Here is a 25,070-nt window from a genome sequence, read left to right on the forward strand (position 1 = left end):
AGCTTAAATAATATTTTCTACCGTAAATCAGCGGGATGCAATCCGTATACCGCAAGCCTAAGGCTTTTCGTCAAAGTGACAACTCCCCGTTCACTCCGCACTTCACGCACACGAATCTACTCTGTTATTTTTAATGCTGAGCCTGTCAACAAAATAAAGCAGACAAAACTGCAACGGTTTTGTCTGCAGCATATTTATATTATATACCACTTCACGCCTAATTGCAATTATATTTTAATCAAATTCACACCGTCTGTCCTAAAAGTAGAAAAATAGACAAAAAATTTTATTATTTTTGTTTTTTTTGCTGTCTTGATAAAATGCACTTATAGGAGTAAAATTAATTCTTAGATTTAAAAAATTAATACTTATTTATATAGGAGGCAACAACAATGGAATCTTACAAATATTTACTCGACATTGCACTTATTTTGATAAGTACAAAAATCCTCGGACTTTTAACAAGACGTATCCAACTGCCACAGGTAGTCGGTGCTCTTATCGCCGGACTTCTTTTAGGTCCTGCCTGTTTCGGAGTTTTGCAGGAAACCGATTTTATCAAGAACATTGCCGAAATCGGTGTTATCGTACTTATGTTCGCAGCCGGTCTTGAAACAGACGTTCAGGAACTGAAAAAGACAGGTCTTGCGTCGTTTATAATCGCTCTGCTCGGCGTTATCGTACCGCTTGTCGGCGGATACTTTGTAGCCACGATCTACAACCCGATAACCGACCAACAGACAATGCTGCAAAACATATTTGTCGGTGTCGTTCTAACCGCAACATCTGTCAGTATCACAGTTGAAACACTTAAAGAACTCGGCAAACTTTCGACAAAAACAGGTAACGCAATCTTGGGTGCGGCACTTATAGATGACGTACTCGGTATTATTGCACTTACTGTTATTTCAAGCTTTGCCGGCAGTGACGTTTCTCTGTGGGTAATACTTCTGAAGATACTCGGTTTCTTCATATTCTGCGGAGTTGTGGCATTTCTTTTCATCAAGTTTGTCAATCCATGGATTAACAAATACAAAAAGGATTTAAGACGTTTCGTAATTCTTGCATTTGCATTCTGTTTGCTTATGTCATTCGCCGCCGAATATTTCTTCGGTGTAAGTGATATTACAGGTGCTTTCGTTGCAGGTCTTATCCTTTCAAACAACAAAAAAACTTCGTATATGCTAAACCGTTTCGATACGGTTTCATACGTTCTTCTTTCACCGGTATTCTTTGCAAGCGTCGGTCTTAAAGTAACATTCAGCAATATGTCTGCAACGGTTGTAGTGCTTACCGTATTATTGCTTGTAGTTGCAATTCTTTCAAAGATGATTGGTTGCGGACTTGGTGCCAAGATATGCAAATACACAAATCTTCAATCTGTTAAAATCGGTATCGGTATGATTTCAAGAGGTGAAGTTGCACTTATCGTTGCCACAAAGGGTATGTCAATGGGACTTATGAAAGACGAATTTTTCGCACCGCTTGTACTTGTCGTTGTTGCAACAACCATCGTTACACCGATACTTTTGAAACTTGCATATAAATATCAGGCAAGCCGTGAGGCGGACGTTCCTATGGCATCATCACTTGTCGATAAGGTTGAGGAAAGAAACGACCTTGAAAAAATTACTCAAAACGCCGCAAATATGCACGAAGAAATGAAGGAAATTCATAAATAACACCACTAAAGAACCGACAATAAAATCGGTTCTTTTTTCTTGATATTATATACCGTTTTATGCTATAATATAATCAATCAAACGAAAGGATATTTAAAATGCTGACAGATTTTCATACACATATTTTTCCAGACAAAATGGCGGACAAAACGATAAAATTACTTGAATCGAACATCAAAGAAGAATACAGGCCACACAAAGCCGAACTACGCGGTACACTTGACGCACTCAAGCAGTCAATGCGTGAAAACAACGTTGACATATCGCTTGTACTTCCGATTGCCACGAACGTAAAGCAATCAACAACAATAAATAACTTTGCCGCATCAATAAACGGCATTGACGGTATTTATTCACTTGGCAGTCTGCACCCTATGCAATCGGATTGGGAAAGTGTTTTGTATGACATCAAAGAAAAAGGGCTTAAAGGTATCAAGCTACACCCCGAATATCAACAATTTTACATCGACAGCAAAGAATCAATACAAATTCTGAAAAAATGTGAGGAACTCGACCTTATAACCGTACTTCATTCGGGCAAAGATATAGGTATCGATCCGCCTGTTCACTGTACTCCCGAAAGGCTTTCTCACGTTCTTGACTACGTTAAAGGCGACAAAATCGTTGCCGCACATTTGGGCGGCTGGAAGTTATGGGACGATGTCGAAAAATACCTTGTCGGCACACCTATATATTTCGACACAGCCTTTACGCTTAACTTTATCACAGATGAACAGCTTTTACGCATAATCAAAAATCACGGCAGTGAAAAAATACTTCACGCGACAGATTCACCTTGGGAAAAGCAAGGTCGAATGGCAAAACATTTATCTACCTTACCTCTTTCAGAGGAAGATTGTAACAATATTTTTTACAAAAATGCGAAAAAACTTCTGAAAATAGGTTGAGTTAAAACGAATAATACGATATAATAATAGTATATGGCTATAAGCATTTTGCGTATAGTCCGATTTTGTTAATTTAGGAGCAGAAATATGTTCAATAATGATATAAGTATAGACTTAGGCACTGCGACGGTGCTTGTCTATATCAAAAACAAGGGCATTGTACTGCGTGAGCCGACCGTTATCGCGGTAAACACCAAAACAAACGAAGTTTGTGCCGTAGGCAAAGACGCACTCGCAATGCTCGGAAGAACTCCGCCGCATATACAGGCCGTTCGTCCGCTTATTGACGGTGTAATTTCAAATCTTACGCTTACACAGGAAATGATTAAACATTTCTTTTCAAAAATATTTTCACGAACAATCGGTCACCCACGCATAATGATGTGCGTTCCGAGCGGTGTTACGGACGTTGAACAAAGAGCCGTAATTGAGGCGGCAAGAGATGTCGGTGCAAAAGATATTTACATTATAGAAGAACCTGTTGCTGCGGCACTCGGTGCAGGGTTTGACATTTCACGTCCGCACGGTACTATGGTTGTGGACATAGGCGGAGGTACAACCGACATTGCAGTCTTATCGCTTGGCGGTATCGTTGTCAGCCGTTCGCTGAAAATCGCCGGTGACGAATTTAACGAGGCGATTATTCGTTATATGCGCAAAGAAATGGGTATGATTATCGGTCCGCGAACAGCCGAAAGAATTAAAATGGAAATCGGCGGTGTTATACCGCGTTCAAATGAGCTGTTATGCAAAGCAAAAGGTATCAGCGTACTTTCGGGGCTTCCGAAAGAAGTAACTATTTCTTCAAACGACCTATACCCCGCATTTGATGATTTTGTTTATAATATGACCGAGAGAATTAAGGAAGTGCTTGAAGAAACACCTCCCGAACTTCACGGTGACATTATACAAGACGGAATAATAATGACAGGCGGCGGTTCTTTGATTTACGGTTTGGACAAGCGTATTTCGGACGACATCGGCGTCAAAGTGGTGCTTGCACCGGATATAATCGACTGCGTTGCAAAAGGTGCGGGAATTGCACTTGACAATATCGACACAGTTACCGAACCGACTCATATATTCCACAAAAAAGCATACATCAGAGATTAAAAAAAGAGAGGATATATTAATTATGAAAAACGAACCAATCACACTAACAAACGTAGAAATCCAAAAAATTCTTCCGCACCGTTATCCGTTTTTGCTTATAGACAAAATCGTTGATTTTGAAGAAGGCAAAAGCATAACAGGTATCAAAAACGTAACGGCAAACGAACCTCAATTTACAGGTCACTTCCCGGGTAACCCAATTATGCCGGGCGTACTTATTACAGAGGCACTTGCACAAGTCGGTGCTGTAATGCTTTTGTCAATGCCTGAAAACAGAGGTAAACTCGGTGTATTCACAGGTATCAACAATTTCAAATTCCGCCGTCAGGTAGTTCCGGGCGATACATTGGAGCTTCACGCCGATTTGGTTACTTACCGTCACGGAATGGGTAAAGCAAACGTAAAAGCAACAGTAGGCGGTCAAGTTGCGGCAGCAGGCGAAATCAGCTTTGCGGTTGTTGACAATATTGCAAACGAGGACTGATGATAAAAAACGATGAATGTTTGGACGATTTGCAAAACGGTCTTTTCATAATCCAAAAGAAAAACGGTTTCAAGTTTGGTATTGACGCTGTTTTATTATCCGATTTTGCAAAGGAAACAAGGTCTAAAAAAACACTTGATTTATGCACAGGTACAGGTATTGTACCCTTGCTTTTATCCGCAAGAACAAACACACCGAAAATTTTCGGTCTTGAAATACAGGAAGATATTGCACAAATGGCACAGCGCAGTGTGGAACATAACAAGCTTGAAGATCGTATTTCCATAGAATGCGGCGATTTAAAAAACGCCGTTTCTATATACGGTCGTGACAGTTTTGACAAAATAACCTGCAATCCGCCGTATATGAAGTGCGGCAGCGGTAATCAAAACGATATTGACACAAAATCAATTTCACGTCACGAGGTTATGTGTACTGTTGATGACGTTATAAACATCAGTGCAAAACTGCTTATTCCGAAAGGCAGATTTTTTATGATTCACAGACCTAACAGACTTGTAGACATTATGTGTGCCATGCGTAAATATAAAATAGAGCCGAAGCGTATGCGTTTCGTCCATCCGTCATATGATAAAGTACCGAATATGGTATTAATCGAGGGTATGCGTGACGGCGGTGAGGAATTAAAGCTTTTGCCGCCGCTTTATGTGTATAATCAAGACGGTACTTATTCCGATGAAATTCACAAGATTTACGGAAATTAACAAATAAAACGAAAGAAGTGATAAATGTGTTAGAGTACGATGAGTACAGACTAAAGCTGCAAGGCTTTGAAGACAGCATAAACGATTTGAGGGATTCACTTTGACATCGCAGGTGCGGAAAGTGAGATAACAAAACTTGAAGAACAAAGTGCCCAGCCCGGATTTTGGGACGATATGGATAATTCACAGAAAGTTCTTCAAAAAACAAAGCAATTAAAAGACAAGGTTGAGGCATTTAACAGCCTTGTTTCAAAATGGGAAGATACACTTGTTTTAATCGACCTTGCAAACGAGGAAAACGACGAAAGTATGTTACCCGATGTTGTTTCGGCAACTGAAGAAATCGAGGCGGATATTGACAAAATGACGCTTGAAACCCTTTTGAGCGGTCATTACGACAAAAACAACGCAATTATGACGTTCCACGCAGGTGCAGGCGGTACAGAGGCACAGGATTGGTGCGAAATGCTTATCCGTATGTATCAAATGTGGGCGCAGAAAAACGGCTATACCGCAACTGTTCTCGATTCGCTTCCGGGTGACGAGGCTGGTATTAAAAGCTGTACAATAGAAATCGACGGTCTTAATGCTTACGGCTATCTTAAAGCCGAAAAAGGTGTACACCGTCTTGTGAGAATTTCACCTTTCAACTCCGCCGGCAAGCGTATGACTTCATTCGCATCAATCGAAGTTATGCCCGAACTTGACGACAACGTGGAAGTTGATATTCGTCCCGAAGATATTAAGATGGAAGCATTCCGTGCGAGCGGTGCGGGCGGTCAGCATATCAACAAGACAAGTTCCGCAGTCCGTCTTACACATATCCCGACAGGTGTCGTAACATCTTGTCAAACACAGCGTTCTCAACACCAAAACAGAGATTACGCAATGAAAATGCTTAAAGCAAAGCTTGTCGAGCTTGCCGAGCAACAGCAGAAAGAAAAAATTTCCGACATCAAAGGCGAACAGATGGATAACGGTTGGGGCAGTCAGATCCGCTCATATGTATTCCAGCCTTACACTATGGTTAAAGACCTTAGAACAGGTTTTGAAATGGGTAATATCGGTGCGGTTATGGACGGCGACTTAAACGGTTTTATTAACGCTTATCTTAAAGCCGCAAGTCTTGGAACTCTGAAAAAATAAAAACAAAAAAATACGGCATTGCAATTTTTCCGCAATGCCGTATTTTTTTCTTAAAAATTGTTTTGGTTGTTTTTTTGATTGTTAAAGTTATTATTTTTCTTGTTTTGTTTTTGATTTTGCTGTTGGTTTTGTTGCTGATCTTGGTTCTGGTTCTGCTGTTGGTTTTGGTTATTGCGATTATTGAATTTACTGTTCATTTATATTCACTCCCTTCTTCAAATTCTATTTTAACCATTGTTGATTATTTTATTCAAAAAAGCCTGTTTTACTTGAATTTTTCTTAAAAAAATGTTATAATAATAAGTAGTATTTATGTAAAAAAAATTGCGTTTTGGAGTAAAATATGATAGATAAGATTTGGAATATAAAAAGTAAAAAAATCAAAGAAGAAACCATTGACGAAATATCTAAGGAACACCATATTCCCCGCGTTATTTCAACCATACTTTTAAACAGAGGAATTGAAAGCAAGGATATTGCACCTTATCTGAGAAAATCAATGGCTGATATTATAAATCCAATGCTTATGCTTGATATGGACAAGGCAGTCGAACGCATAACAAACGCAATTCAAAGCAACGAAAAAATCGCGGTTTACGGTGACTATGACGTTGACGGAATTACTTCAACCGCACTTTTATACAAATTTTTACTTTCACTCGGTGCAGATGTCGAATACTACATACCTGACCGCAAAGGTGAGGGATACGGTATAAACATCATGGCTGTAAACAAGCTATTCAAACAAGGTATAAAACTTATGATAACCGTTGACTGCGGTATAACCGCTATCGGTGAAGTGGAATTTGCAAAACTTCAGGGAATGGACGTTATTATTACCGACCACCACACTTGCAAAGACCGACTTCCGACAGCTGCGGCGGCTATTTTAAACCCGAAAAGACCTGACTGCGACTATCCGTTTGACGCACTTGCAGGAGTAGGTGTGGCTTTCAAGCTTATTTTGGCTCTTGCAATTAAAAACGGACTTAAAACCACAGATGTGTTTAACCAATATGTCGATATTGCTACTCTCGGCACTATTGCCGACGTTGTACCGCTTTTGGGCGAAAACAGAGTTATCGTGGATAAAGGCTTAAAAATTTTGCACAATCCAAAAAGAATAGGCATTCGTGCAGTAATGGAAGTTGCAGGTGTTTTGGATAAACCTTTAAGCGCGTCAACTATTGCTTTTTCAATCGCGCCGCGATTGAATGCCGCAGGCAGACTCGGCAGTGCGGCAACAGCCGTTGAACTGCTGCTTACAAATGACGAAAGCCGTGCAAGAGAATTGGCACTTTTACTTGATACTGAAAATAAAGAACGTCAGCAAACCGAACGTCAAATATTTGACGAGGCATTGGAACTGATTGCAAAAGATCCGAATTTTGAAAAGAAAAAAGTTATCGTGCTTGCACAGGAAAATTGGCATCAAGGTGTAATCGGAATTGTTGCGTCAAGGTTATGTGATATGTATTACAAGCCTTGCATACTTATTTCCCACACTAACGGTGTCGGAAAAGGTTCGGGAAGAAGTATAAAAGGTTTCAACCTTTTTGACGCACTTACGCATTGCGAAAAACAGCTTATTGATTTCGGCGGTCACGCAGTGGCGGCAGGATTGAACGTCAATATGTCCGATATTGACTCATTCATAAAAGAGATAAACAAATATGCAGACGAAGTATTGACCGAACAGGATATGATACCGACAGTCGATATTGACTGTCCGCTTTCAGAGCGTTCCGTAACTCTTGAAAATGCAAAACTGCTTTCAAAACTTGAGCCGTTCGGTATGAACAACGAAAAGCCCGTATTCGCACTTGCACACGCACAGGTTATGAATATCGCCCCTGTCGGTGCGGATAACAAGCATTTAAGACTTCGCATAGTGAAAAATAATCAGACAATAAACTGTATCGGTTTCGGAATGGGTGAATTTGCGGAATTTATCCATCAAGGCGATACTGTAAATATAGCATTCCAAATGGATATTAACCATTATCAAGGGAATGAAACCGTACAACTAATTTTAAAAGACATAAAAAGGAAGTGAGCATATGTCCGAAGCAAAAGAGCCGGTAATTCTTTCGCCGGAAAAAATACCTCAACACGCTGATGATACAGATGTACTTGTAGATAAAATTATCGGTATGGTTAAGGGTTACAGCCCGAATGCCAACACAGATATGATTTACGTTGCCTATAAGCTTGCAAAATCTGCTCACAGTCACCAATTCCGCCGCAGTGGTGCACCGTATATCGAGCACCCTGTTCAGCTTGCATATATTGCGGCACAGCTTTCGCTTGATGCAACGGCAATTTCGGCGGCACTTTTACACGATGTTGTAGAGGATACGCCTTACACTTATGAGAATATCGAAACGATATTCGGCAAAAGCGTTGCGGAACTTGTTGACGGTGTTACGAAACTTAGAAAAATCAAATACAACACCCGTGAGGAACAGCAGGTCGAAAACCTCAGAAAAATGTTTCTTGCAATGGCAAAGGATATACGTGTTGTTATAATAAAGCTAATCGACAGACTGCACAATATGCGTACATTGAACTTTATGCCGCGTGCAAAACAGCTTTTAATTTCAAAAGAAACGCTTGACGTATATGCTCCTCTTGCCCACCGTCTCGGTATGTCAAAAATCAAAATCGAACTTGAGGATTTGGCTTTAAAGTACCTTGACCCTGTCGCATACGAAGAAATTCGTCAGAGCATAAATCAGAAAAAGGACGAACGCGAAAAGTACATACGCGACATTATGGACGTACTTCGTGAAAAACTTGACCAAATGAATATTAAAAGTCAGGTTACGGGACGTGCAAAGCATTTTTACAGTATTTTCAGAAAAATGTACACGCAGAACAAGACAATCGACGAGCTTTACGACCTTTTCGCAGTCAGAATTATTGTTGATACCGTTGCGGACTGTTACGCGGTACTCGGTATGGTACACGATTTATACACTCCCGTTCCTATGCGTTTCAAGGACTATATCGCAATGCCTAAACCGAATATGTATCAATCACTTCATACAACGGTTATAGGTCCTAACGGTACACCTTTTGAAATTCAAATTCGTACTTGGGAAATGCACAGAATTGCCGAAAACGGTATCGCGGCACACTGGAAGTACAAAGAAGGTATATCAGGTAAAACCGATATGGATTCAAAACTTGAATGGGTACGTCAACTGCTTGATACACAGACAAATATTATAGATACCGACGATTTCTTTAACACACTTAAATTCGACTTGTTTGAAGAAGAAGTTTTCGTATTTACCCCACAAGGTAAAGTTATTTCACTTCCTGCAAAAAGTACGGTTATTGACTTTGCTTTTGCAATACACTCGGAAGTCGGATATAAAATGAGCGGTGCAAAGGTAAACGGAAAAATCGTTCCGAACAACTATATGGTACAAAACGGTGAAATAGTTGAAATCCTAACCGCAAATACGCACGGTCCGAGCCGTGACTGGCTGAAAATCTGTCGCACTTCACAGGCGAAAAACAAGATTAATCAGTGGTTTAAACGTGAAAGACGTGATGAAAATATTGAACACGGCAAAGAACTTATCGAACGTGAATTAAGACGTATCGGCAACACTCACGAACAGCTTTTCAAACAAGAATGGATTGCTATTCTTTTGAGAAGATACGGTTTTCAAAGTATTGACGACCTATATGCAAGCGTCGGATACGGTGGGCTTACCGCACAAAAAGTCGTTTTCAGACTTCGTGACGAATGGACAAAGCTGAACAAAACTCTTGAAGCAAAGAAAAATCTTGAGGCGGTATACAACGAGGAAAGCAAAACCGTTCAAGCCGAACCAGCTAAACGTCACGCATCAAGCAAAGGTATCGTTGTTAAAGACATTGATAACTGTCTTGTACGTCTTGCACGTTGCTGTAACCCCGTTGCCGGTGACGACATTGTCGGCTTTATCACGAAAGGCAGAGGCGTAAGTGTTCACAGACGCGACTGTCCGAATATGAATCCGCAGTCAATGTCCGAAGAAGACAAGGGCAGATTTATTGACGTATGGTGGGACGATGAACGCAGTACGTCATACATTGCTAACTTGCAGGTGGAAGCACCTGACATCGACGGTATTTTGCTTGAAATCACAAACATTCTTTCGTCACTTAAAATACCTTTTAAATCGGTAAATGCGTATGTAAACAAAAAAGGTATCGCAATTATACAAATCGGTGTTGAAATCAGAAACACCTCCGATCTTGCACTTCTAAAAAAGAAAATAGTTCAAATTCAAGGTGTTACATCTGTAACAAGATTACAGAATTAATAATTTATTGAGGAATAAAGTCTTATGGAAAAAATGAATATAAACATCACAACCGAATATATAAAACTTGACCAACTGCTTAAATTTTCCGCACTTGCCGAAAGCGGTGCTATGGCTAAGGATATGATTTTTGACGGTATCGTATCGGTAAACGGTGAAGTTTGCACAATGCGCGGCAAGAAAATTCGTCCGGGTGACAAAGTTACGGTCGAATTTGAGGACGCGACAGTCGAAGTCGAAGTAGGAGCGGAATAAATGTATATTTCCTCACTGTCCCTTGCGAATTTCAGAAATTATACTTCCGAAAAAATTGAGTTTTCCCCGTACACAAACGTGATTTACGGCGACAATGCACAGGGTAAAACAAATATTTTAGAGGCGGTATATATTTTCTCACAAGGCAGAAGTCACAGAGCAAAGTCCGATAAAGAGCTTATAAAATTCGGTGAAGATTTTTCGCGTCTGTCGCTTGATTTTCACGATTCGGAACGTGATTACACAGCCGCTATGCAGCTTATGAAAAACGGCAGAAAGAACATTAAAATCAACCACGTTCAGATAACAAAACTAAGCAAACTTATGAATTATCTCAACGTTGTAATGTTTTCACCCGAAGATTTGGAGCTTGTCAAAGGTTCGCCGTCCGCAAGACGAAAGTTTATCGATTCATCGGTAAGTCAGCTTTATCCGCGATACCTTACAAGCCTAATCGACTATCACAAGGCGTTGGGTCAAAAAAACAGCTTACTCAAAGTTCTTCGTGCAAAAGGTGCAAAGTCGGATATGATGCTTTCCGTATGGAATGAACAGCTTGCCGCAGAGGGCGAAAAAATCATCAAATACCGCACCGATTTTGTCAAGCTGATAAATAACTTTTCAGCCGCTATACAAAATGAAATATCGGGCGAAAAATTGCAAATATCGTATATGCCGGGTATGAGGGCAAGCAGTGATGATAAAGATTCGATATACGAATATCTTGAAAAAAATCAAAGACGCGAAATTGATTTAGCCTCCGCCCAAGTCGGCGTACAGCGAGATGATTTGCACATCACAATCAACGGCAGTGAGGCGAAAATTTACGGCTCACAAGGTCAACAGCGTACATCTGCACTGTCAATGAAAATTGCACAAGCCGATTACATTCATCACATAAAAAGCGAATATCCGATACTTCTGCTTGATGATATAATGAGTGAGCTTGACATTAACCGCCGAATGTACCTTTCGCAGAAAATTCGCGATAAGCAAGTTCTTATAACTTCAACGGACACCGACCTTATCGAAAGCACCGACAATACGAAGTTATTTAAAATAAAAAACGGCTCTGTCGTAAGGGAGGAAAATTAATGTACCTTAGAGTTGAGGAAAACATTGTTGTAAACACAAAAGATATAATAGGAATATTTGATATGGATAATACGACTGTTTCAAGGCTCGGCAGAAACTTCCTTGCCGAATCTCAAAAAAACGGTCTGATTATAAATTCAACCGACGATTTGCCGAAATCCTTTGTTGTAGTTAAGGAGAAAGACGAAACGAAAGTTTTTATATCCTCCGTTTCTTCAAAAGTATTGGCAAAACGTGGTTTATAATACACGCAAAACGGATAAAATTAAGATAAAGGGAGAAAAAAATATGAGTGATTTGGAAAAGATTGAAACCACCTATGACGAAAGTCAAATACAGGTACTCGAAGGTCTTGACGCAGTAAGAAAACGTCCGGGTATGTATATCGGCTCTACTTCGTCGGCAGGTCTGCATCACCTTGTCTATGAAATCGTGGACAACTCTATTGATGAGGCACTTGCAGGCTATTGTACGGAAATTAAAGTTGATATAAACCCTGACAATTCAGTGACCGTTACAGATAACGGTCGTGGTATTCCTGTCGGTATTCACCCACAGCAGGGTATTCCGACAGTCGAAGTTGTACTTACAATTCTTCACGCCGGCGGTAAATTCGGCGGCGGCGGATACAAGGTATCGGGCGGTTTGCACGGTGTCGGTTCTTCTGTTGTAAACGCACTTTCGGAACATCTTGAAGTAGAAGTAAGCGACGGCGAACACGTTCATTATCAAAGTTACGAACGCGGTAAGCCTACTTGTAAACTAAAGGTTATCGGTGATACCGACAAGACCGGTACAAAAATTACATTTAAGCCTGACCCCGAAATTTTCGAAGTGCTTGAATTTGATTACGATGTACTTTTAAAAAGACTTCGTGAACAGGCATTTCTTAATAAGGGTGTAAAAATCCTGTTTACCGATTATCGTGTTGAAAATCCCGAAACGGTCACTCTACACGCAGAAGGCGGTATAAAGGAATTTGTACAATACTTAAACAGAAACAAAGACCCGCTTCACGATGATATTATTTACTTTGAAGCACAGCGTGAGGATATGATGGTTGAAGTTGCTATGCAGTACACAACATCATATACAGAGTCACTTCTAAGCTTCGCAAACAACATTCACACAGGCGAAGGCGGTACACACGAAACAGGCTTTAAATCAGGTCTTACACGTGTCATAAATGACTACGCAAAAAAGAATAATTTACTAAAAGAAAAAGACCCTAACCTATCTGGTGAAGATACCCGTGAAGGACTTACCGCAGTAATCAGCGTTAAGGTTGTCGAGGCACAGTTTGAGGGTCAGACGAAAACAAAGCTTGGTAACAGTGAGGCAAGAGCGCTTGTTGAAAATGCTTTAAACGATAAGCTTTCTGCATTCCTTGAGGAAAATCCTAAAATCGCAAAAATTATTATCGAAAAGACTTTGACCGCGTCACGTGCTCGTGAGGCCGCCAAAAAGGCGCGTGAGGCATCGCGTAAAAACTCAAGCAGCAATTCTTCGCTTTTGGGTAAACTTGCAAGATGTACCGATGAGGGTGCGGATTACGCAGAATTGTTTATAGTCGAGGGTGATAGTGCCGGCGGCAGTGCAAAGCAAGGCAGAAACAGACGTTTCCAAGCAATTCTTCCACTTTGGGGTAAAATGCTTAATGTCGAAAAATCAAGAATTGACAAGGTTTACTCAAACGAAAAGTTGTTGCCTATTATACAGGCACTCGGTACAGGTATCGGCGATGATTTCAATATTGATAATTTGAAATACGGTAAAATCGTTATTATGGCGGATGCCGATGTCGACGGTGCGCATATCAGAACATTGCTTTTGACATTCTTCTTCAGACATATGCGTCCGCTTATCGAAAACGGTAATGTGTATATCGCACAACCGCCGCTTTTCAAGGTGTTCAAGGGTAAGAATAAAAACCTTGTTGAAAAGTTTGCGTTTACGGACGATGAACGTGACAGACTTATAGCCGAAATGGGACCCGGTGCAAAAGTTCAGCGTTATAAAGGTCTGGGTGAGATGGACCCTGCCGAACTTAAAGAAACCACAATGGACCCTGCTAAGAGAACTATGTTAAAGGTTGATATCGAGGACGCAATGATTGCGGACGAAACATTTACCATACTTATGGGCGATAAGGTTGAACCGCGTCGTGAGTTTATTGAAAAACACGCGAAATATGTTTCAAACCTTGATATTTAATTATAAGGCGACCAATGATCGCCCCTACAAGGCTCCCCTTGAGGGGAGCTGTCAACTTAGTTGACCGTGGTGTGGCAACATCTCAAAACTATGTCTATCGTATGCCACCTCTCCGCCTTTCAGGCACCTCTCCTCAATGAGAGGCTTAGTTCGGCTCCCCTTGAGGGGAGCTGTCAGCATAGCTGACTGTGGGAGTGGCAACACCGCAAAACTATGCCTATCATTTGCCACCTCTCTGCCTTTCAGGCACCTCTCCTCAAGGAGAGGCTTAGTTCGACTCCCCTTGAGGGGAGCTGTCAGCACAGCTGACTGTGGGGTGGCTTTTGGGACATCGAGGTGCCGCTCCCTACGTTCGCCGACCGCAAGTGACTCATTATCACATACAAAAGCAATACAAAAGAGATGAATTAAAATGTTTAAAGACAGTTGGGTAATTTACGCAATACTATCGGCATTTTTCGCTGCACTTACCTCAATACTTGCAAAAATCGGAATAAGCGACATAAACTCAAACCTTGCCACTGCAATAAGAACAATCGTTGTACTTATAATGGCATGGGGAATTGTCTTTATGACAGGCGCACAAAGCGGAATACAGGATATAACCGCAAAAAGTTGGATATTCCTTGTACTTTCGGGAATTGCCACAGGTCTTTCTTGGCTATTCTACTACAAAGCACTTCAACTCGGTGATGCGTCAAAAGTAGTTCCGATTGACAAATTCAGTGTTGTTATATCAATGATACTTGCCTTTGTAATTCTTAAAGAGGACTTGACATTCAAGACGGTTATGGGCGGTATTCTTATAACAGCCGGTACTTTTGTAATGATTCTTTGATTAAAAAACACTTGCCCTACATATAATAATATCATATCTTCTGAAAGGATTGATATTGTATGGCAAGTGTTTTAAAATACTTCTTTTTATTTTCCTTCGGCGGCATAGTATACGTCTTGATTGAAATGCTTTGGCGCGGATATTCGCACTGGAGTATGTTTATATTGGGCGGAATATGCTTTGTACTTTTAGGACTTATAAACAAAAAATACACCTGGGATATTCCTTTGTTAATACAAATGCTGATAGGCACATTTATCATAACATTAATGGAATTTATCTTTGGGTGTATTTTTAATTTATTGCTAAATCTTAACGTATGGGATTACTACGATTTGCCGTTCAATATTATGGGGCAGATATGTCTGCCGTATATGTTTTTATGGTTTTTACTAAGTCCTGTCTGTATAGTCGTTGACGACTATATACGTTACCTGTTTTTCAACGAAGAAAAACCGCATTACAAATTATTTTAAATCACGCTCATAAGGTAATACACAAACGGCAATGTCAAAAGTCCCAACAGATGCGTTATAAACACACCCTCCGCACAATAAAGCACATCGCCGTCATATTCCATACCGAGTATTACAAGTATGGTTGACGCTGGCATTGCGGCTTGCAGTACGACAACCGCCGTAACCATTTCCCCGAGATTAAACGGTTTTAAAACAAACATCAATATAATCGGTATAATGACCATCTTAACCGCCGTCAATACAAACAGCCACACACGTTTATATATGTGCTTAAAATCAACAAGTGCAAGCGTACCGCCTATAAAGAACATCGACAAATACGTTGTTGTACTGCCGATACCGGTCATTACTTCCCCGAATATACCGCTGAATTTCAGTCCGAATGCCATCATCACAAATGCGACAACAAACGCAATCGTTCCGGGATTTACAAGATTTTTTATACTTCCCATAAACGATTTTTCTTTTTCCTCTATCGACTTCATCTGATACACGCCGAGCGTCCAAAGACAAGTATCGTTTGCAAGTTCATAAATCGCCGCATATAAAAGTCCCTCTGCACCGTAAAGTGCCTGTATAAGCGGAAATGCCATAAACACAACATTACCGAAACACGTCATACATCGGTGCATTATCGCTCGCGATTTATCCATTTTACTTATTTTTGACGTGACCGTTCCGACTGCAAACAGAAACGCAACCGCGACTATCGACACAAGCAACACATAAATCGAATTTTTCAATTTTTGTGTATCAAATTCAAGGCTTGTAAGCGAAGTTATAATGAGTATCGGAAGCGTCACTCTCACGATAACTTTTGAAAGTCCGTTGTTTTGCTCTTTCGTTATGTAACCCGTCTTTATGCACAAAAACCCGACAAGCATTGCAATTCCGAGTTTAATAATACTGTTTATTATTGTTTCAAATCCTTGCATACCCTTATCCTTCTGTTATACTTATTATCGAAAATTATTATATTTCTGCGTTTTTCACAATCCGACAAAACATCATATTCAAATGTTTCAAACTGCAAATACTTGACTGTTTCTTTTGTCGGAATATCTGCATATTCACTCAAATTTTCTGCAATAAATTCATCTGTCAATATATCAAATCTTGTCTTTAAAATTGACCTGTCGTATTTTGTAAGCGACCATTTCGGCGAATTTACGCCCTTGTTGTATGTAAAATAATCGAGTTTTAAAATATCGACAAACAATTCATCATCACAAAAATGCGACAATATTTCATACAAAGAATTTCGCGATTGTCCGACTTTATTGTATCCGTTTCCGTCGTAAAACAGCCACAATTCTTTAAACATTTCAAACGGTGAATTATATTTTTCAAGCAAATATTCCATTGCACCCTTAAAAACACCGCTGTTGTAGTACCGTTCAAAAACCTCCTCTATCCCCTTTAACAAAAGCACATCTTCATAGGAAATAAAGTCGTTTTTAAGCACTTCATACGGCGGTTTTGAGTTATATCGGTAACCGTATTTTTCTTCTTCACTTCTTATTTTCGTTCCGCGTAAAAGTTTTAAAAAACCAAGCTGAAGTACATCGGGACGAAGATTAAACACATCGTCAAACGATTTACCGAACGAATTAAAATCTTCAAAAGGCAATCCGACTATAAGGTCAAGGTGCATATGTACACCGCCTGCTTTTTGCACGAGTTTTACGGCACGTTTTATCATCTCAAAATCGGTTTTTCGGTCTATTGCCTTTATCGTTTTGTCATTTGTTGACTGTACACCGATTTCAAGCTGAAAAAGTCCTTCCGGCGCGGTTTTGAACAATTCGACAAGTTCATCATTTATAAGGTCCGCCGCAACTTCAAAATGAAAAGTCGTATTTTTTGCATTGTCGATTAAAAACTTCACCAACTCACAAGTACGTTTTCTGTCCGCATTAAACGTTCTGTCCACAAATTTAACAATTCTCACATTATGTCGCACGAAGAACATCAATTCTTCTTTCACGACGTCCATATCCCTAAAACGCACACTATGCGTTGTTGACGAAAGGCAATAACTGCACCTAAACGGACAACCGCGGCTTGATTCGTAGTATATCAGCTTGCCGCTGTTTTTTTCAATATCTTCGTCCGTATACGGAAACGGAATTGATGTAATGTCGTGAATAAGCTCTCTGTCTTTGTTTCGTATTATCTCGCCGTTTTCACGATAGGTAATTCCGTCCGCCATTTCACCGATTTCAAGCCATTCTTTAAAAGTCGCTTCCCCCTCGCCGCGCATAATCGCGTCAATAAAACCGTACTTTTGCATATATTCCGTATCGTCAAAACTGACCTCCGGACCGCCGAAAATAATCTTTGTTTCCGGTGAAACCTTTTTCAGCATATCGGCAACATCAAGACAGACCTCAACATTCCAAATATAGCACGAAAACAAAACCACGTCCGCTTTTTTCAAAAAAATCGAACGCAGTATGTCCTCTACTCTCTCATTAATCGTGTATTCCGCCATCTCAACATTATCCGAATTTGCGTATGCTTTAAGCGTTCGTACACTAAGCGAAGTATGAATATATTTTGCATTAACTGCAACAAGCAGTGCTTTCATATCAGCCACCGTACACTTCTCTCTTTAGTATACCGATGTATGGCAAATTTCTGAATCTTTCGTCATAGTCCATACCGTAGCCGACAACAAATTCGTCAGGAATTTCAAAACCTTCGTATTTAACGTCAACCTGTGTTTCACGTCTTGCAGGCTTTGAAAGAAGTGTACAGATTTCAACGTTTGCACCTCTCTTTTTTAGAAGCTTTACAAGTGCGCTTAGCGTATTTCCGCTGTCAATAATATCTTCCGCAATAATTACATTTTTACCGTTTACGTCAATTTGTCCGTCTTTCAAAATCTTCAATTCACCGGAAACAGACGAACTTCCGTAGCTTGAAACCTGCATAAAGTCAAGCGAAACATTTACGTTAAGATAACGCATAAGGTCAGCCGAAAAAACAACACTGCCCTTTAGGATAATCATAAGTACAATATCCTTACCGGCATAATCTTTATTTATTTGCTCAGCCAAATATTTTACTTTCTCTTGAATTTCGCTTTCATTAATCAATATTTCCTGTACTTCGTTTATCATTATTAATATTCCCCTTTTTAGTATGATATTTTTATTATAACATATATTTTTGAATTTTTTAATAGAAAATGCGAAAAAAAATCGAATTTTCGGAAATAATATTTTTATGAAGTAACTATTAGTTAAAAAAATCGAGAAAGGCGTGGTTTTCTATGAAGAAAATACTGTTTTTTATACCAATCCTTACACTTATGTTCAATACTGTCTTTGCCATGCCCACAAAAACGAATGATGAAATCATAGCAGATTACCCTTTTACGAACAGAGTAAATGAGCTGTCCGTTTCGGAAAAGCAGGAAATCACGAAAACCCTTACCGCCTGTGCTGATGTTATGCGGTTTAATATAAGAAATTATAACTATGACAAACTTTTCAAATATGTGCTTTACACTCACAAAAATTTTCAAATCCTCACCGACATTCCCGCCGATACGGGAAACAGCAGTAATTCGGGTTATAACAATGTTACACTTGTGAACAGTGATTATATCGATTATATTATGACGAGAGTTTTCCGCATAACACCCGAAAAACCACCTGTAAATGAGCTTTTGGAACGCGGTTTCTGTTACAATGACGGTTACTATTATTATATCGGCGGTTTCGGTGTTTATTTTGCGACGAAAATTGTTGATATAAAAGGCGTTTATGATATTGGCGGCGGTGTTATATTTGTTGTTTTCGGTGACATTTATTACGAAGGTGACACAAGAACACCCGAATACAGTTTTGCAATTCTGCAAAACACCGAAAACGGATATTCATTAATGCGTCTTGGTATGGGTGAAGATTTGCCGACAAGCGATGAAGTTCGATTGTATTCGCCGTTTAAAACTTACAACGAAATGAATTGGAATATAAATAATGTGGACAATAATAATGATGATGATTTTGTAAAATCGTATATCTCAATACCGATACTCTTGCTTGTCATATCGCTTGGATTGATAGGACTTACCGCGTGTATCGCTGCACTTGTAAAAAGAAAATAGAGTGGAATTGGGAAGTTACCTCAAGATTCCACTCTCAGACATCGACAAATTGTCCGGAACGTGCAAAATATTATTTTTATAATTTAAATTATAGCTATAACAAATAACAGGCAAGCCTATCTTCGATATACGGCTTGCCTGTGCACTTTTTGTGAAAATAAACTCTAACGTACAGGGTGTACGCCGACGAGTTCATTTTCACAAAATCCGAACTAATTTCTCGTCCTCTGCCAGCTCGTATTTATAAAACAGTGCCGCCGCCGAGAACAATATCACCGTCATAAAATACGACAGCCTGTCCCGGAGTAACCGCTCTTTGCGGTTCGGGGAACATCAATTTAACCGTACCGTCTTTTTGCGGGCAAAGCATTGCCGCCGCAGGCGGTGCTTGGTAACGTACTTTTGCGGTGATAAGCATATTTTCTTTAGGAAATTCACCCGACACAAAATTCACATCGTATGCGGTTAATTCATTTGAAAATTCCATTCCCTTTTCGCCGAGTGTAATCGTATTGTTTTCCGCATCTATCTTCATAACAAACATAGGTCTGCCGTATGCACCGATACCCTTTCTCTGACCGATTGTATAATAAATCAAACCTCTGTGCTTGCCGATAACATTGCCGTTTACGTCAAGTATATCGCCCTCTTTAGGCTTGTAACCGGAATAGTCGGTTATAAATTTCGCATAATCATCATCTTCAACAAAGCATATTTCCTGACTGTCAGGCTTATGTGCAACGCCAAGTCCGAGTTCTTCCGCCTTTTGACGTACCCAATCCTTATTATATCCGCCCAAAGGCATTAATGTATGTGCAAGCTGTTCTTGTGTGAAATTGTACAGCACATAGCTCTGGTCTTTCTTAACAGCCTCACTTGCACGAAGAATATACTTGCCGTCCTCACCTTTTTCGATTTTGGCATAGTGACCTGTCGCAACGTAATCAATACCCATAGCCAACGCTTTTTTTAACAATGCGTCAAACTTCAAATACTTATTGCACGCAATACAAGGATTAGGTGTTCTGCCGTGAATATATTCATCAACAAAATAATCAACGACCTTATCTTTGAACATATCCTTAAAATTCATCACATAAAAATCAATACCAAGCTTATCACACACACGTCTTGCGTCCTCAACCGCACTTTCCGCACAACAGCCCTCATGCTTCATATTACAGCTGTCCGAATACGTCCAAAGACGCATAGTCGCACCGATTACGTGGTATCCCTGCTCCTTTAAAAGAGCCGCCGCAACGGAACTGTCAACGCCACCCGACATTCCTATCAATACACTTTTCTGTTCCAATTTATGTTTCCTCCTCAGATATTAAAACGGTAGCCTACACCCCATATGGTTTCTATATACCGCTCATTTTCAGTATTTATCTTATCACGCACACGCTGAATATGCACCGTAACGGTCGACACATCACCTATTGCGTCCATACCCCATATTCTATCAAATAAAACCTCTTTTGAAAAGGTATGGTTCGGATTTTCCGCAAGAAATAAAAGTAAATCGTATTCTTTCGCAGTAAGCGATATTTCTTTTCCGTCCACTGTAACCTTATGCGCATCTTTGTCTATCATAAGTTTACCGACTGTTATTACGTCACCGCTTTTTGATGTAAGCGTATCGTATCGCGATATATGTGCCTTAACTCTTGCGACAAGTTCGTTCGGTGAAAACGGTTTCGTCATATAATCGTCCGCACCCAAGCCAAGTCCGCGTATTTTATCTATATCGGTATTTTTCGCCGATAAAAATATTACGGGCGTTTGTTTCTTTTTTCTGAGTTCCGTTATAACCTCAAAACCGTCCATACCCGGAAGCATTATATCTATTATTATAAGGTCAAAATTTTCCGCAAGTGCTTTTTCAAGTCCCGTTGTACCCCTTGCCGCAATTTCACACTCAAAATCATTTATTTCAAGATAATCTCTTTCAAGTTCCGCGATACTGCTGTCATCTTCTATAATCAATATTTTTTTCATTTTATTCTCCTTAGATTTTCGGCAAGAATACAACCGCCGTTGTACCCTTACCCAATCCGTCACTTTTCAGCCATATCTTGCCGCCGTGTTTTTCTACAATCTGTTTTGCAATACCAAGTCCAAGTCCGCTTCCCTTAATACTCCTCGAACTGTCCACGCGGTAAAATCCATCAAACACGTTTTTAAGCTCATTTTCGTCTATACCGATACCGTTATCGCTTATATTCACGTACACACCGCCGTCACTGCACATTGTACTGACGGAAAGTGTCGGATTATCCTCACTTCTGTACTTCACCGCATTGTCTATCAAATTAGAAAATACTCGGCTCATTTTCTCATAATCCATTCTCACGATAACTTCATCGGTCGGAATATCTGTTTCAAGTTTTATGCCGTTTTTCTCAAGGTCAAGTCTGTAATCATCTACAAAATCACGCATAAACAAATTAATATCGCCCTCTTTAAATTCAAATATCAGTCTTGATAATTCCAGTTTTGAAAATACAGACAAATTATTCACCAAATCGTCTATAACTTCCGCTTTTGTATGAATTGTATCAAGATAGCGTTTCATCTTTTCGGGTGTGTCGGCAATGCCGTCCTGTATACCCTCAACGTAACCCTTGATTGACGTAATCGGCGTCTTTAAATCGTGAGAAATATTTGCAAGGAGCATATTCCTCTCCTTTTTCATATACTTTTCACGTTTCCTGGCACGTTTCAATTCCTTACGCATCATATCAAAATTATTACAAAGCGTGTCTATTTCGTCATATTCACTTCCCATAACCTCAAAATCAAGGTTATCGGCACGAATATAATCGGCGGCTCTTGCAAGGTCATTTATTGAATGTTCAATGCTTTTTGTCATCAATCTTGTGGCAACGGTAGTTGAAAGCACGACAAGCAACACGCATATCGTAAGCCACAACACCACATAAAATATTGCACTCGGATTACTTTTGAAAAATTCACCGACCGCCTGCGAAAACACATACGGATCAAGCATTGATGGTCTTGATATATTTAATTCTTCGACAGGAAATTTTAATATAAATATCAGCACAAAACATACCGAAATAACACCTATCAAAAGGATAGGTGTTATCAGCATAATTATATTATATATCGTAAATTTACTTTTAATTTTCATAACATTTAATAATCCTTACTATCAAATATTATATACGATAATGTGTATAAAATCAAGATTGAGCCGAACAAAATTCCAATCTTCGATATAAGTGCCGTAAACGGAAGCACATTGCCGATCCAAATTTTGTGCCATTGTGAATATGCCGTAAATACCATTTGTCCGACAGGCGTTATATAGTAGTTCAAGTATTTAAAGAACACATACACGACTATACATAAAAGCATTGCAAGAGTCGGGCTTTTTGAAATCATATTTATGAGCAGTGCCATTGAAACTATCGCTATAAGCGGTATCATATCGATAAGATATGCCGCAAATGTTATAGGCACACTTCTTAAACTGTTGCCGGATACAATTTGAACGATTAATGAGATAACAAACATTGCAAGTGTCACCATACAACCAAGCACAAACACTGCCAATGACTTTGATGTCATAACTTTAAATCTTGTCAGCGGTCTTAAAAGTGAGGCTTTCATACTGTCCTCCTGTACTTCGCTTGCGAACAAGTCCGTCACTGCCATAAATATTATAAGCGGAACAAGTATATCAAAAACAAAACCGACCATTTCCATTATCAGATTGCTTTTTATAACAACCTCGCCGCCCGTAATCTTGTTTACAAGTACATTACCGCCAATTCGGAGAATACATATAATCGCACCTAAAACAGTTAAAACAAGATACTTTTTTTTCATAAGAAGTTTTTTAAGTTCACTTCCGATATTCAAAATCAGTGCTTTCATATAATAATCTCACCCCTTCTGTCCTTAACAACACTTAGAAAATAGTCCTCCATTGACGGATGAAATCTTAAAGCGTCCTCCGTAGTTGATGTTGCTATCAATTCGCTTTCATATATAACCGCAACCTTATTACAAGTCTTTTCAATCTCGCCTGCCATATGACTTGAAATAAGAAAAGTCACGTTTTTCTCTGCATTGAGTTTTTTTATAATTTCTCTGATTTCCACAACGCCCTCAATATCAAGTCCGTTTACAGGCTCATCAAGAATTATCAAATCGGGATTAGATACGAACGCAACCGCCAAACCAACTCTTTGTTTCATACCAAGTGAAAACTTACCTGCTTTATCGTTCTTGTACGGCAGAAGATGTACAACGTCAAGTATATGTTCAATGCGTTTTCTGTCTACGTTTGGATACATATTCGCGTGCATTTTTACGTTTTGATATGCCGATAAATCTTTATATATCGCCGGTGATTCAATCAACGCGCCTGTTCTTTGCATAATACTTTCAAAATTATCGTGCAAGTCCATACCGAACACCTTAACACTGCCCTCCGCATTAACAAGGTTAAGTATTGCTTTCATCGCTGTCGTTTTACCCGAACCGTTCGGTCCGAGTAATCCGAGAATGTCGCCCTGTTCAACGGTTAAATTCAAATTTTTGATACCTCTGCCATTGCCGTAAAGCTTTGTCAGGTTTTTAATCTCAATTACATTCATAATCTCACCCCTATCCGTTTTTATAAATTATTCGTCATCTCCGTAATATGTGTGAACTTCTGAGTTATCAGAATACTCAACATTCGGAAGTGTGGAAATATCAACTCTCTCAGGCTTTGTAGTTCCGTAGTCTGACATATCCAATGTTATATTAACTGTTGCCTCATGCTTTTCGCCGTTTGAATCATTGCCGACCATACTTGCTTCCGCATTCAAATTAGTAAATCTGCCTTCATTGTCAACAGTAAATTTCACTGATACGTTTTTAACAATCGGATCTGTTCCAAGCAAGATGTACGGATCACTGTCATCATCAGAGTCAGCGATGTTTTCTGAAAACATTGCGGATAAGCCTGCATTCGCAACTTCAGGGATTTGAATTGCGTCAAGATTCATTTCATATGTTGAAGAATTATCATCACCTGACACATAGATTATGTTGTTTTTCAAATCACCAATCATTGTATCAGCTATAAGCTCAACGAAATTAACCATTTTCTGATTTCTCTTATCCTCATTTGCATCTTCGGTATAGAATTTATCAAATCCTCCAAATAAATTTAGGTATTCAGATGCGTTTTCCTCAACAAGTGTTCTTTTTTCGCCATCATAATGCATTGACGAAATTATATTAGTATCATCTTGAACCCATTCTCTGTACTCGCTGTTATAATCATATGATGAAACCTTATTTTCCTTGTTGATTTTCACGTCACCGTTTCTGTCATACAATTCTTTCAACGTGTCGCTTGAAATTTCCTTACCGTCAAGGCTTATCTTTGTTGTCATATTTGCGGTGTAGTTTTCATTTTTCATCAAACCTTTAACAGCCGTCTTAGCCACGTCATATCCGTTTGATGTGTTGTAGCTTGCGAATGTCGCTCCGGCTAACACCGTCACACCCAAAACCATACCGATTGCCATTGTTATTTTCTTCTTGTTAGATTTCATTTTAATCATTCCTTTCTATCCCAAACACTGTCTATTATTTCTATAAGGTACCTTATGATTATATTCTATCTGTTCTTTATAAACATTATATAATACAATTCTAAATAATT

25 protein-coding genes and 1 riboswitch are annotated in these 25,070 nt (G+C 39.5%); of the genes, 15 read left to right on the forward strand and 10 right to left on the reverse strand.

What is annotated here, in order from left to right; all coding sequences use genetic code 11:
* Positions 1 to 26: 26 nt before the first annotated feature.
* Positions 27 to 126, reverse strand: a riboswitch (THF riboswitch).
* A gap of 266 nt (positions 127 to 392) precedes the next feature.
* The 6 genes from ACSAMO_RS06420 (at position 393) to prfB (ending at position 6,058) form a co-directional block, all read left to right on the forward strand.
* Positions 393 to 1,682: a cation:proton antiporter gene (locus ACSAMO_RS06420; protein ID WP_499210053.1), complete on the forward strand. Its 1,290-nt coding sequence runs from the start codon at positions 393 to 395 to the stop codon at positions 1,680 to 1,682.
* A 98-nt stretch (positions 1,683 to 1,780) separates the two neighbouring features.
* On the forward strand, positions 1,781 to 2,590 hold the full coding sequence (locus tag ACSAMO_RS06425; RefSeq protein WP_483229584.1) for an amidohydrolase family protein: 810 nt from the start codon (positions 1,781 to 1,783) through the stop codon (positions 2,588 to 2,590).
* A gap of 87 nt (positions 2,591 to 2,677) precedes the next feature.
* On the forward strand, positions 2,678 to 3,703 hold the full coding sequence (locus tag ACSAMO_RS06430; RefSeq protein ID WP_022231015.1) for a rod shape-determining protein: 1,026 nt from the start codon (positions 2,678 to 2,680) through the stop codon (positions 3,701 to 3,703).
* Positions 3,704 to 3,725: 22 nt separating this feature from the next.
* A complete protein-coding gene (gene fabZ / locus ACSAMO_RS06435; RefSeq protein ID WP_022231014.1) occupies positions 3,726 to 4,187 on the forward strand; it encodes a 3-hydroxyacyl-ACP dehydratase FabZ in 462 nt (153 codons plus the stop codon).
* Positions 4,187 to 4,912 carry a tRNA1(Val) (adenine(37)-N6)-methyltransferase gene (locus ACSAMO_RS06440; protein ID WP_147514191.1) on the forward strand — a complete coding sequence of 242 codons (726 nt, stop codon included), beginning with the start codon at positions 4,187 to 4,189 and terminating at the stop codon, positions 4,910 to 4,912. The genes fabZ and ACSAMO_RS06440 overlap by 1 nt, the downstream gene beginning before the upstream one ends.
* A gap of 26 nt (positions 4,913 to 4,938) precedes the next feature.
* A protein-coding gene (gene prfB / locus ACSAMO_RS06445) for a peptide chain release factor 2 (RefSeq protein ID WP_118445856.1) occupies positions 4,939 to 6,058 on the forward strand; the annotation gives its coding sequence in 2 pieces (ribosomal slippage) (positions 4,939 to 5,013 and positions 5,015 to 6,058; 1,119 coding nt in all).
* Positions 6,059 to 6,108: 50 nt separating this feature from the next.
* Here prfB and ACSAMO_RS06450 read toward each other — a convergent pair.
* Positions 6,109 to 6,255 carry a hypothetical protein gene (locus tag ACSAMO_RS06450; protein ID WP_337870418.1) on the reverse strand — a complete coding sequence of 49 codons (147 nt, stop codon included), beginning with the start codon at positions 6,253 to 6,255 and terminating at the stop codon, positions 6,109 to 6,111.
* A gap of 146 nt (positions 6,256 to 6,401) precedes the next feature.
* On the opposite strand from ACSAMO_RS06450, the gene recJ reads away from it, so the two are divergent.
* The 8 genes from recJ (at position 6,402) to ACSAMO_RS06490 (ending at position 15,258) form a co-directional block, all read left to right on the forward strand.
* A complete protein-coding gene (recJ, locus tag ACSAMO_RS06455; protein ID WP_147514192.1) occupies positions 6,402 to 8,114 on the forward strand; it encodes a single-stranded-DNA-specific exonuclease RecJ in 1,713 nt (570 codons plus the stop codon).
* A 4-nt stretch (positions 8,115 to 8,118) separates the two neighbouring features.
* Positions 8,119 to 10,380, forward strand: a complete 2,262-nt coding sequence (locus tag ACSAMO_RS06460) for a RelA/SpoT family protein (RefSeq protein WP_499210054.1) — start codon at positions 8,119 to 8,121, stop codon at positions 10,378 to 10,380.
* Between the two features lie 24 nt (positions 10,381 to 10,404).
* Positions 10,405 to 10,635 carry an RNA-binding S4 domain-containing protein gene (locus ACSAMO_RS06465; RefSeq protein ID WP_022231008.1) on the forward strand — a complete coding sequence of 77 codons (231 nt, stop codon included), beginning with the start codon at positions 10,405 to 10,407 and terminating at the stop codon, positions 10,633 to 10,635.
* A complete protein-coding gene (gene recF / locus ACSAMO_RS06470) occupies positions 10,636 to 11,730 on the forward strand; it encodes a DNA replication/repair protein RecF (protein WP_499210055.1) in 1,095 nt (364 codons plus the stop codon). It begins immediately after the preceding gene.
* Positions 11,730 to 11,975, forward strand: coding sequence for an extracellular matrix regulator RemB (remB, locus tag ACSAMO_RS06475; protein ID WP_022231006.1), 246 nt, complete (start codon positions 11,730 to 11,732; stop codon positions 11,973 to 11,975). The genes recF and remB overlap by 1 nt, the downstream gene beginning before the upstream one ends.
* Positions 11,976 to 12,018: 43 nt before the next feature.
* Entirely contained in the window at positions 12,019 to 13,944 is a 1,926-nt protein-coding gene (gyrB, locus tag ACSAMO_RS06480; protein ID WP_022231005.1) for a DNA topoisomerase (ATP-hydrolyzing) subunit B, read from the forward strand.
* A 412-nt stretch (positions 13,945 to 14,356) separates the two neighbouring features.
* A complete protein-coding gene (locus ACSAMO_RS06485; protein WP_117965286.1) occupies positions 14,357 to 14,782 on the forward strand; it encodes an EamA family transporter in 426 nt (141 codons plus the stop codon).
* Between the two features lie 59 nt (positions 14,783 to 14,841).
* Positions 14,842 to 15,258 carry a putative ABC transporter permease gene (locus tag ACSAMO_RS06490; RefSeq protein ID WP_117965288.1) on the forward strand — a complete coding sequence of 139 codons (417 nt, stop codon included), beginning with the start codon at positions 14,842 to 14,844 and terminating at the stop codon, positions 15,256 to 15,258.
* Here the strand turns inward: ACSAMO_RS06490 and ACSAMO_RS06495 are convergent.
* From ACSAMO_RS06495 to hpt, 3 genes are read right to left on the reverse strand one after another with little or no spacing between them, the layout of a single operon-like run.
* The gene (locus tag ACSAMO_RS06495; protein ID WP_499210056.1) at positions 15,255 to 16,196 is read right to left on the reverse strand and encodes an AEC family transporter; all 942 of its coding nucleotides are present in this window, start codon (positions 16,194 to 16,196) and stop codon (positions 15,255 to 15,257) included. The two genes, ACSAMO_RS06490 and ACSAMO_RS06495, sit on opposite strands and share 4 nt — an antisense overlap.
* Positions 16,175 to 17,851 carry a B12-binding domain-containing radical SAM protein gene (locus ACSAMO_RS06500; RefSeq protein WP_499210094.1) on the reverse strand — a complete coding sequence of 559 codons (1,677 nt, stop codon included), beginning with the start codon at positions 17,849 to 17,851 and terminating at the stop codon, positions 16,175 to 16,177. Before ACSAMO_RS06500 ends, ACSAMO_RS06495 begins: the two co-directional genes overlap by 22 nt.
* 1 nt (position 17,852) lies before the next feature.
* A complete protein-coding gene (hpt, locus tag ACSAMO_RS06505) occupies positions 17,853 to 18,386 on the reverse strand; it encodes a hypoxanthine phosphoribosyltransferase (RefSeq protein ID WP_308455906.1) in 534 nt (177 codons plus the stop codon).
* Positions 18,387 to 18,538: 152 nt separating this feature from the next.
* Here hpt and ACSAMO_RS06510 point away from each other — a divergent pair, with 152 nt between their 5' ends.
* On the forward strand, positions 18,539 to 19,378 hold the full coding sequence (locus ACSAMO_RS06510) for a hypothetical protein (RefSeq protein WP_499210057.1): 840 nt from the start codon (positions 18,539 to 18,541) through the stop codon (positions 19,376 to 19,378).
* Between the two features lie 241 nt (positions 19,379 to 19,619).
* On the opposite strand, the gene mnmA is transcribed toward ACSAMO_RS06510, so the two are convergent.
* Genes mnmA through ACSAMO_RS06540 form a run of 6 tightly spaced genes read right to left on the reverse strand, consistent with a single transcriptional unit; the run spans position 19,620 to position 24,969 of the window.
* Positions 19,620 to 20,690 carry a tRNA 2-thiouridine(34) synthase MnmA gene (gene mnmA / locus ACSAMO_RS06515; RefSeq protein WP_022230998.1) on the reverse strand — a complete coding sequence of 357 codons (1,071 nt, stop codon included), beginning with the start codon at positions 20,688 to 20,690 and terminating at the stop codon, positions 19,620 to 19,622.
* A 14-nt stretch (positions 20,691 to 20,704) separates the two neighbouring features.
* A complete protein-coding gene (locus ACSAMO_RS06520; protein WP_022230997.1) occupies positions 20,705 to 21,379 on the reverse strand; it encodes a response regulator transcription factor in 675 nt (224 codons plus the stop codon).
* Positions 21,380 to 21,389: 10 nt separating this feature from the next.
* Positions 21,390 to 22,535, reverse strand: coding sequence for a sensor histidine kinase (locus tag ACSAMO_RS06525; RefSeq protein ID WP_499210058.1), 1,146 nt, complete (start codon positions 22,533 to 22,535; stop codon positions 21,390 to 21,392).
* A 5-nt stretch (positions 22,536 to 22,540) separates the two neighbouring features.
* Positions 22,541 to 23,284 (reverse strand): ABC transporter permease, encoded by a 744-nt coding sequence (locus tag ACSAMO_RS06530; RefSeq protein ID WP_499210059.1) that lies wholly within the window; start codon positions 23,282 to 23,284, stop codon positions 22,541 to 22,543.
* The gene (locus ACSAMO_RS06535; protein ID WP_499210060.1) at positions 23,281 to 24,009 is read right to left on the reverse strand and encodes an ABC transporter ATP-binding protein; all 729 of its coding nucleotides are present in this window, start codon (positions 24,007 to 24,009) and stop codon (positions 23,281 to 23,283) included. The genes ACSAMO_RS06530 and ACSAMO_RS06535 overlap by 4 nt, the downstream gene beginning before the upstream one ends.
* 27 nt (positions 24,010 to 24,036) lie before the next feature.
* Positions 24,037 to 24,969 (reverse strand): hypothetical protein, encoded by a 933-nt coding sequence (locus ACSAMO_RS06540; protein WP_499210061.1) that lies wholly within the window; start codon positions 24,967 to 24,969, stop codon positions 24,037 to 24,039.
* Positions 24,970 to 25,070: the final 101 nt, after the last annotated feature.

This window comes from Ructibacterium sp. SJQ-7 (assembly GCF_054696575.1).

Excerpts from the sequence above, each read along its gene's own strand:
- gyrB (WP_022231005.1), top strand. The coding sequence starts at position 12,019 with ATGAGTGATTTGGAAAAGATTGAAACCACCTATGACGAAAGTCAAATA.
- ACSAMO_RS06520 (WP_022230997.1), bottom strand. The coding sequence starts at position 21,379 with ATGAAAAAAATATTGATTATAGAAGATGACAGCAGTATCGCGGAACTT.
- remB (WP_022231006.1), top strand. The coding sequence starts at position 11,730 with ATGTACCTTAGAGTTGAGGAAAACATTGTTGTAAACACAAAAGATATA.
- ACSAMO_RS06525 (WP_499210058.1), bottom strand. The coding sequence starts at position 22,535 with ATGAAAATTAAAAGTAAATTTACGATATATAATATAATTATGCTGATA.
- ACSAMO_RS06530 (WP_499210059.1), bottom strand. The coding sequence starts at position 23,284 with ATGAAAGCACTGATTTTGAATATCGGAAGTGAACTTAAAAAACTTCTT.
- ACSAMO_RS06440 (WP_147514191.1), top strand. The coding sequence starts at position 4,187 with ATGATAAAAAACGATGAATGTTTGGACGATTTGCAAAACGGTCTTTTC.
- ACSAMO_RS06425 (WP_483229584.1), top strand. The coding sequence starts at position 1,781 with ATGCTGACAGATTTTCATACACATATTTTTCCAGACAAAATGGCGGAC.
- ACSAMO_RS06535 (WP_499210060.1), bottom strand. The coding sequence starts at position 24,009 with ATGAATGTAATTGAGATTAAAAACCTGACAAAGCTTTACGGCAATGGC.
- ACSAMO_RS06450 (WP_337870418.1), bottom strand. The coding sequence starts at position 6,255 with ATGAACAGTAAATTCAATAATCGCAATAACCAAAACCAACAGCAGAAC.
- ACSAMO_RS06465 (WP_022231008.1), top strand. The coding sequence starts at position 10,405 with ATGGAAAAAATGAATATAAACATCACAACCGAATATATAAAACTTGAC.
- ACSAMO_RS06500 (WP_499210094.1), bottom strand. The coding sequence starts at position 17,851 with ATGAAAGCACTGCTTGTTGCAGTTAATGCAAAATATATTCATACTTCG.
- fabZ (WP_022231014.1), top strand. The coding sequence starts at position 3,726 with ATGAAAAACGAACCAATCACACTAACAAACGTAGAAATCCAAAAAATT.
- ACSAMO_RS06485 (WP_117965286.1), top strand. The coding sequence starts at position 14,357 with ATGTTTAAAGACAGTTGGGTAATTTACGCAATACTATCGGCATTTTTC.
- ACSAMO_RS06460 (WP_499210054.1), top strand. The coding sequence starts at position 8,119 with ATGTCCGAAGCAAAAGAGCCGGTAATTCTTTCGCCGGAAAAAATACCT.
- hpt (WP_308455906.1), bottom strand. The coding sequence starts at position 18,386 with ATGATAAACGAAGTACAGGAAATATTGATTAATGAAAGCGAAATTCAA.
- ACSAMO_RS06495 (WP_499210056.1), bottom strand. The coding sequence starts at position 16,196 with ATGCAAGGATTTGAAACAATAATAAACAGTATTATTAAACTCGGAATT.
- recJ (WP_147514192.1), top strand. The coding sequence starts at position 6,402 with ATGATAGATAAGATTTGGAATATAAAAAGTAAAAAAATCAAAGAAGAA.
- ACSAMO_RS06420 (WP_499210053.1), top strand. The coding sequence starts at position 393 with ATGGAATCTTACAAATATTTACTCGACATTGCACTTATTTTGATAAGT.
- ACSAMO_RS06540 (WP_499210061.1), bottom strand. The coding sequence starts at position 24,969 with ATGATTAAAATGAAATCTAACAAGAAGAAAATAACAATGGCAATCGGT.
- ACSAMO_RS06510 (WP_499210057.1), top strand. The coding sequence starts at position 18,539 with ATGAAGAAAATACTGTTTTTTATACCAATCCTTACACTTATGTTCAAT.
- recF (WP_499210055.1), top strand. The coding sequence starts at position 10,636 with ATGTATATTTCCTCACTGTCCCTTGCGAATTTCAGAAATTATACTTCC.
- ACSAMO_RS06490 (WP_117965288.1), top strand. The coding sequence starts at position 14,842 with ATGGCAAGTGTTTTAAAATACTTCTTTTTATTTTCCTTCGGCGGCATA.
- ACSAMO_RS06430 (WP_022231015.1), top strand. The coding sequence starts at position 2,678 with ATGTTCAATAATGATATAAGTATAGACTTAGGCACTGCGACGGTGCTT.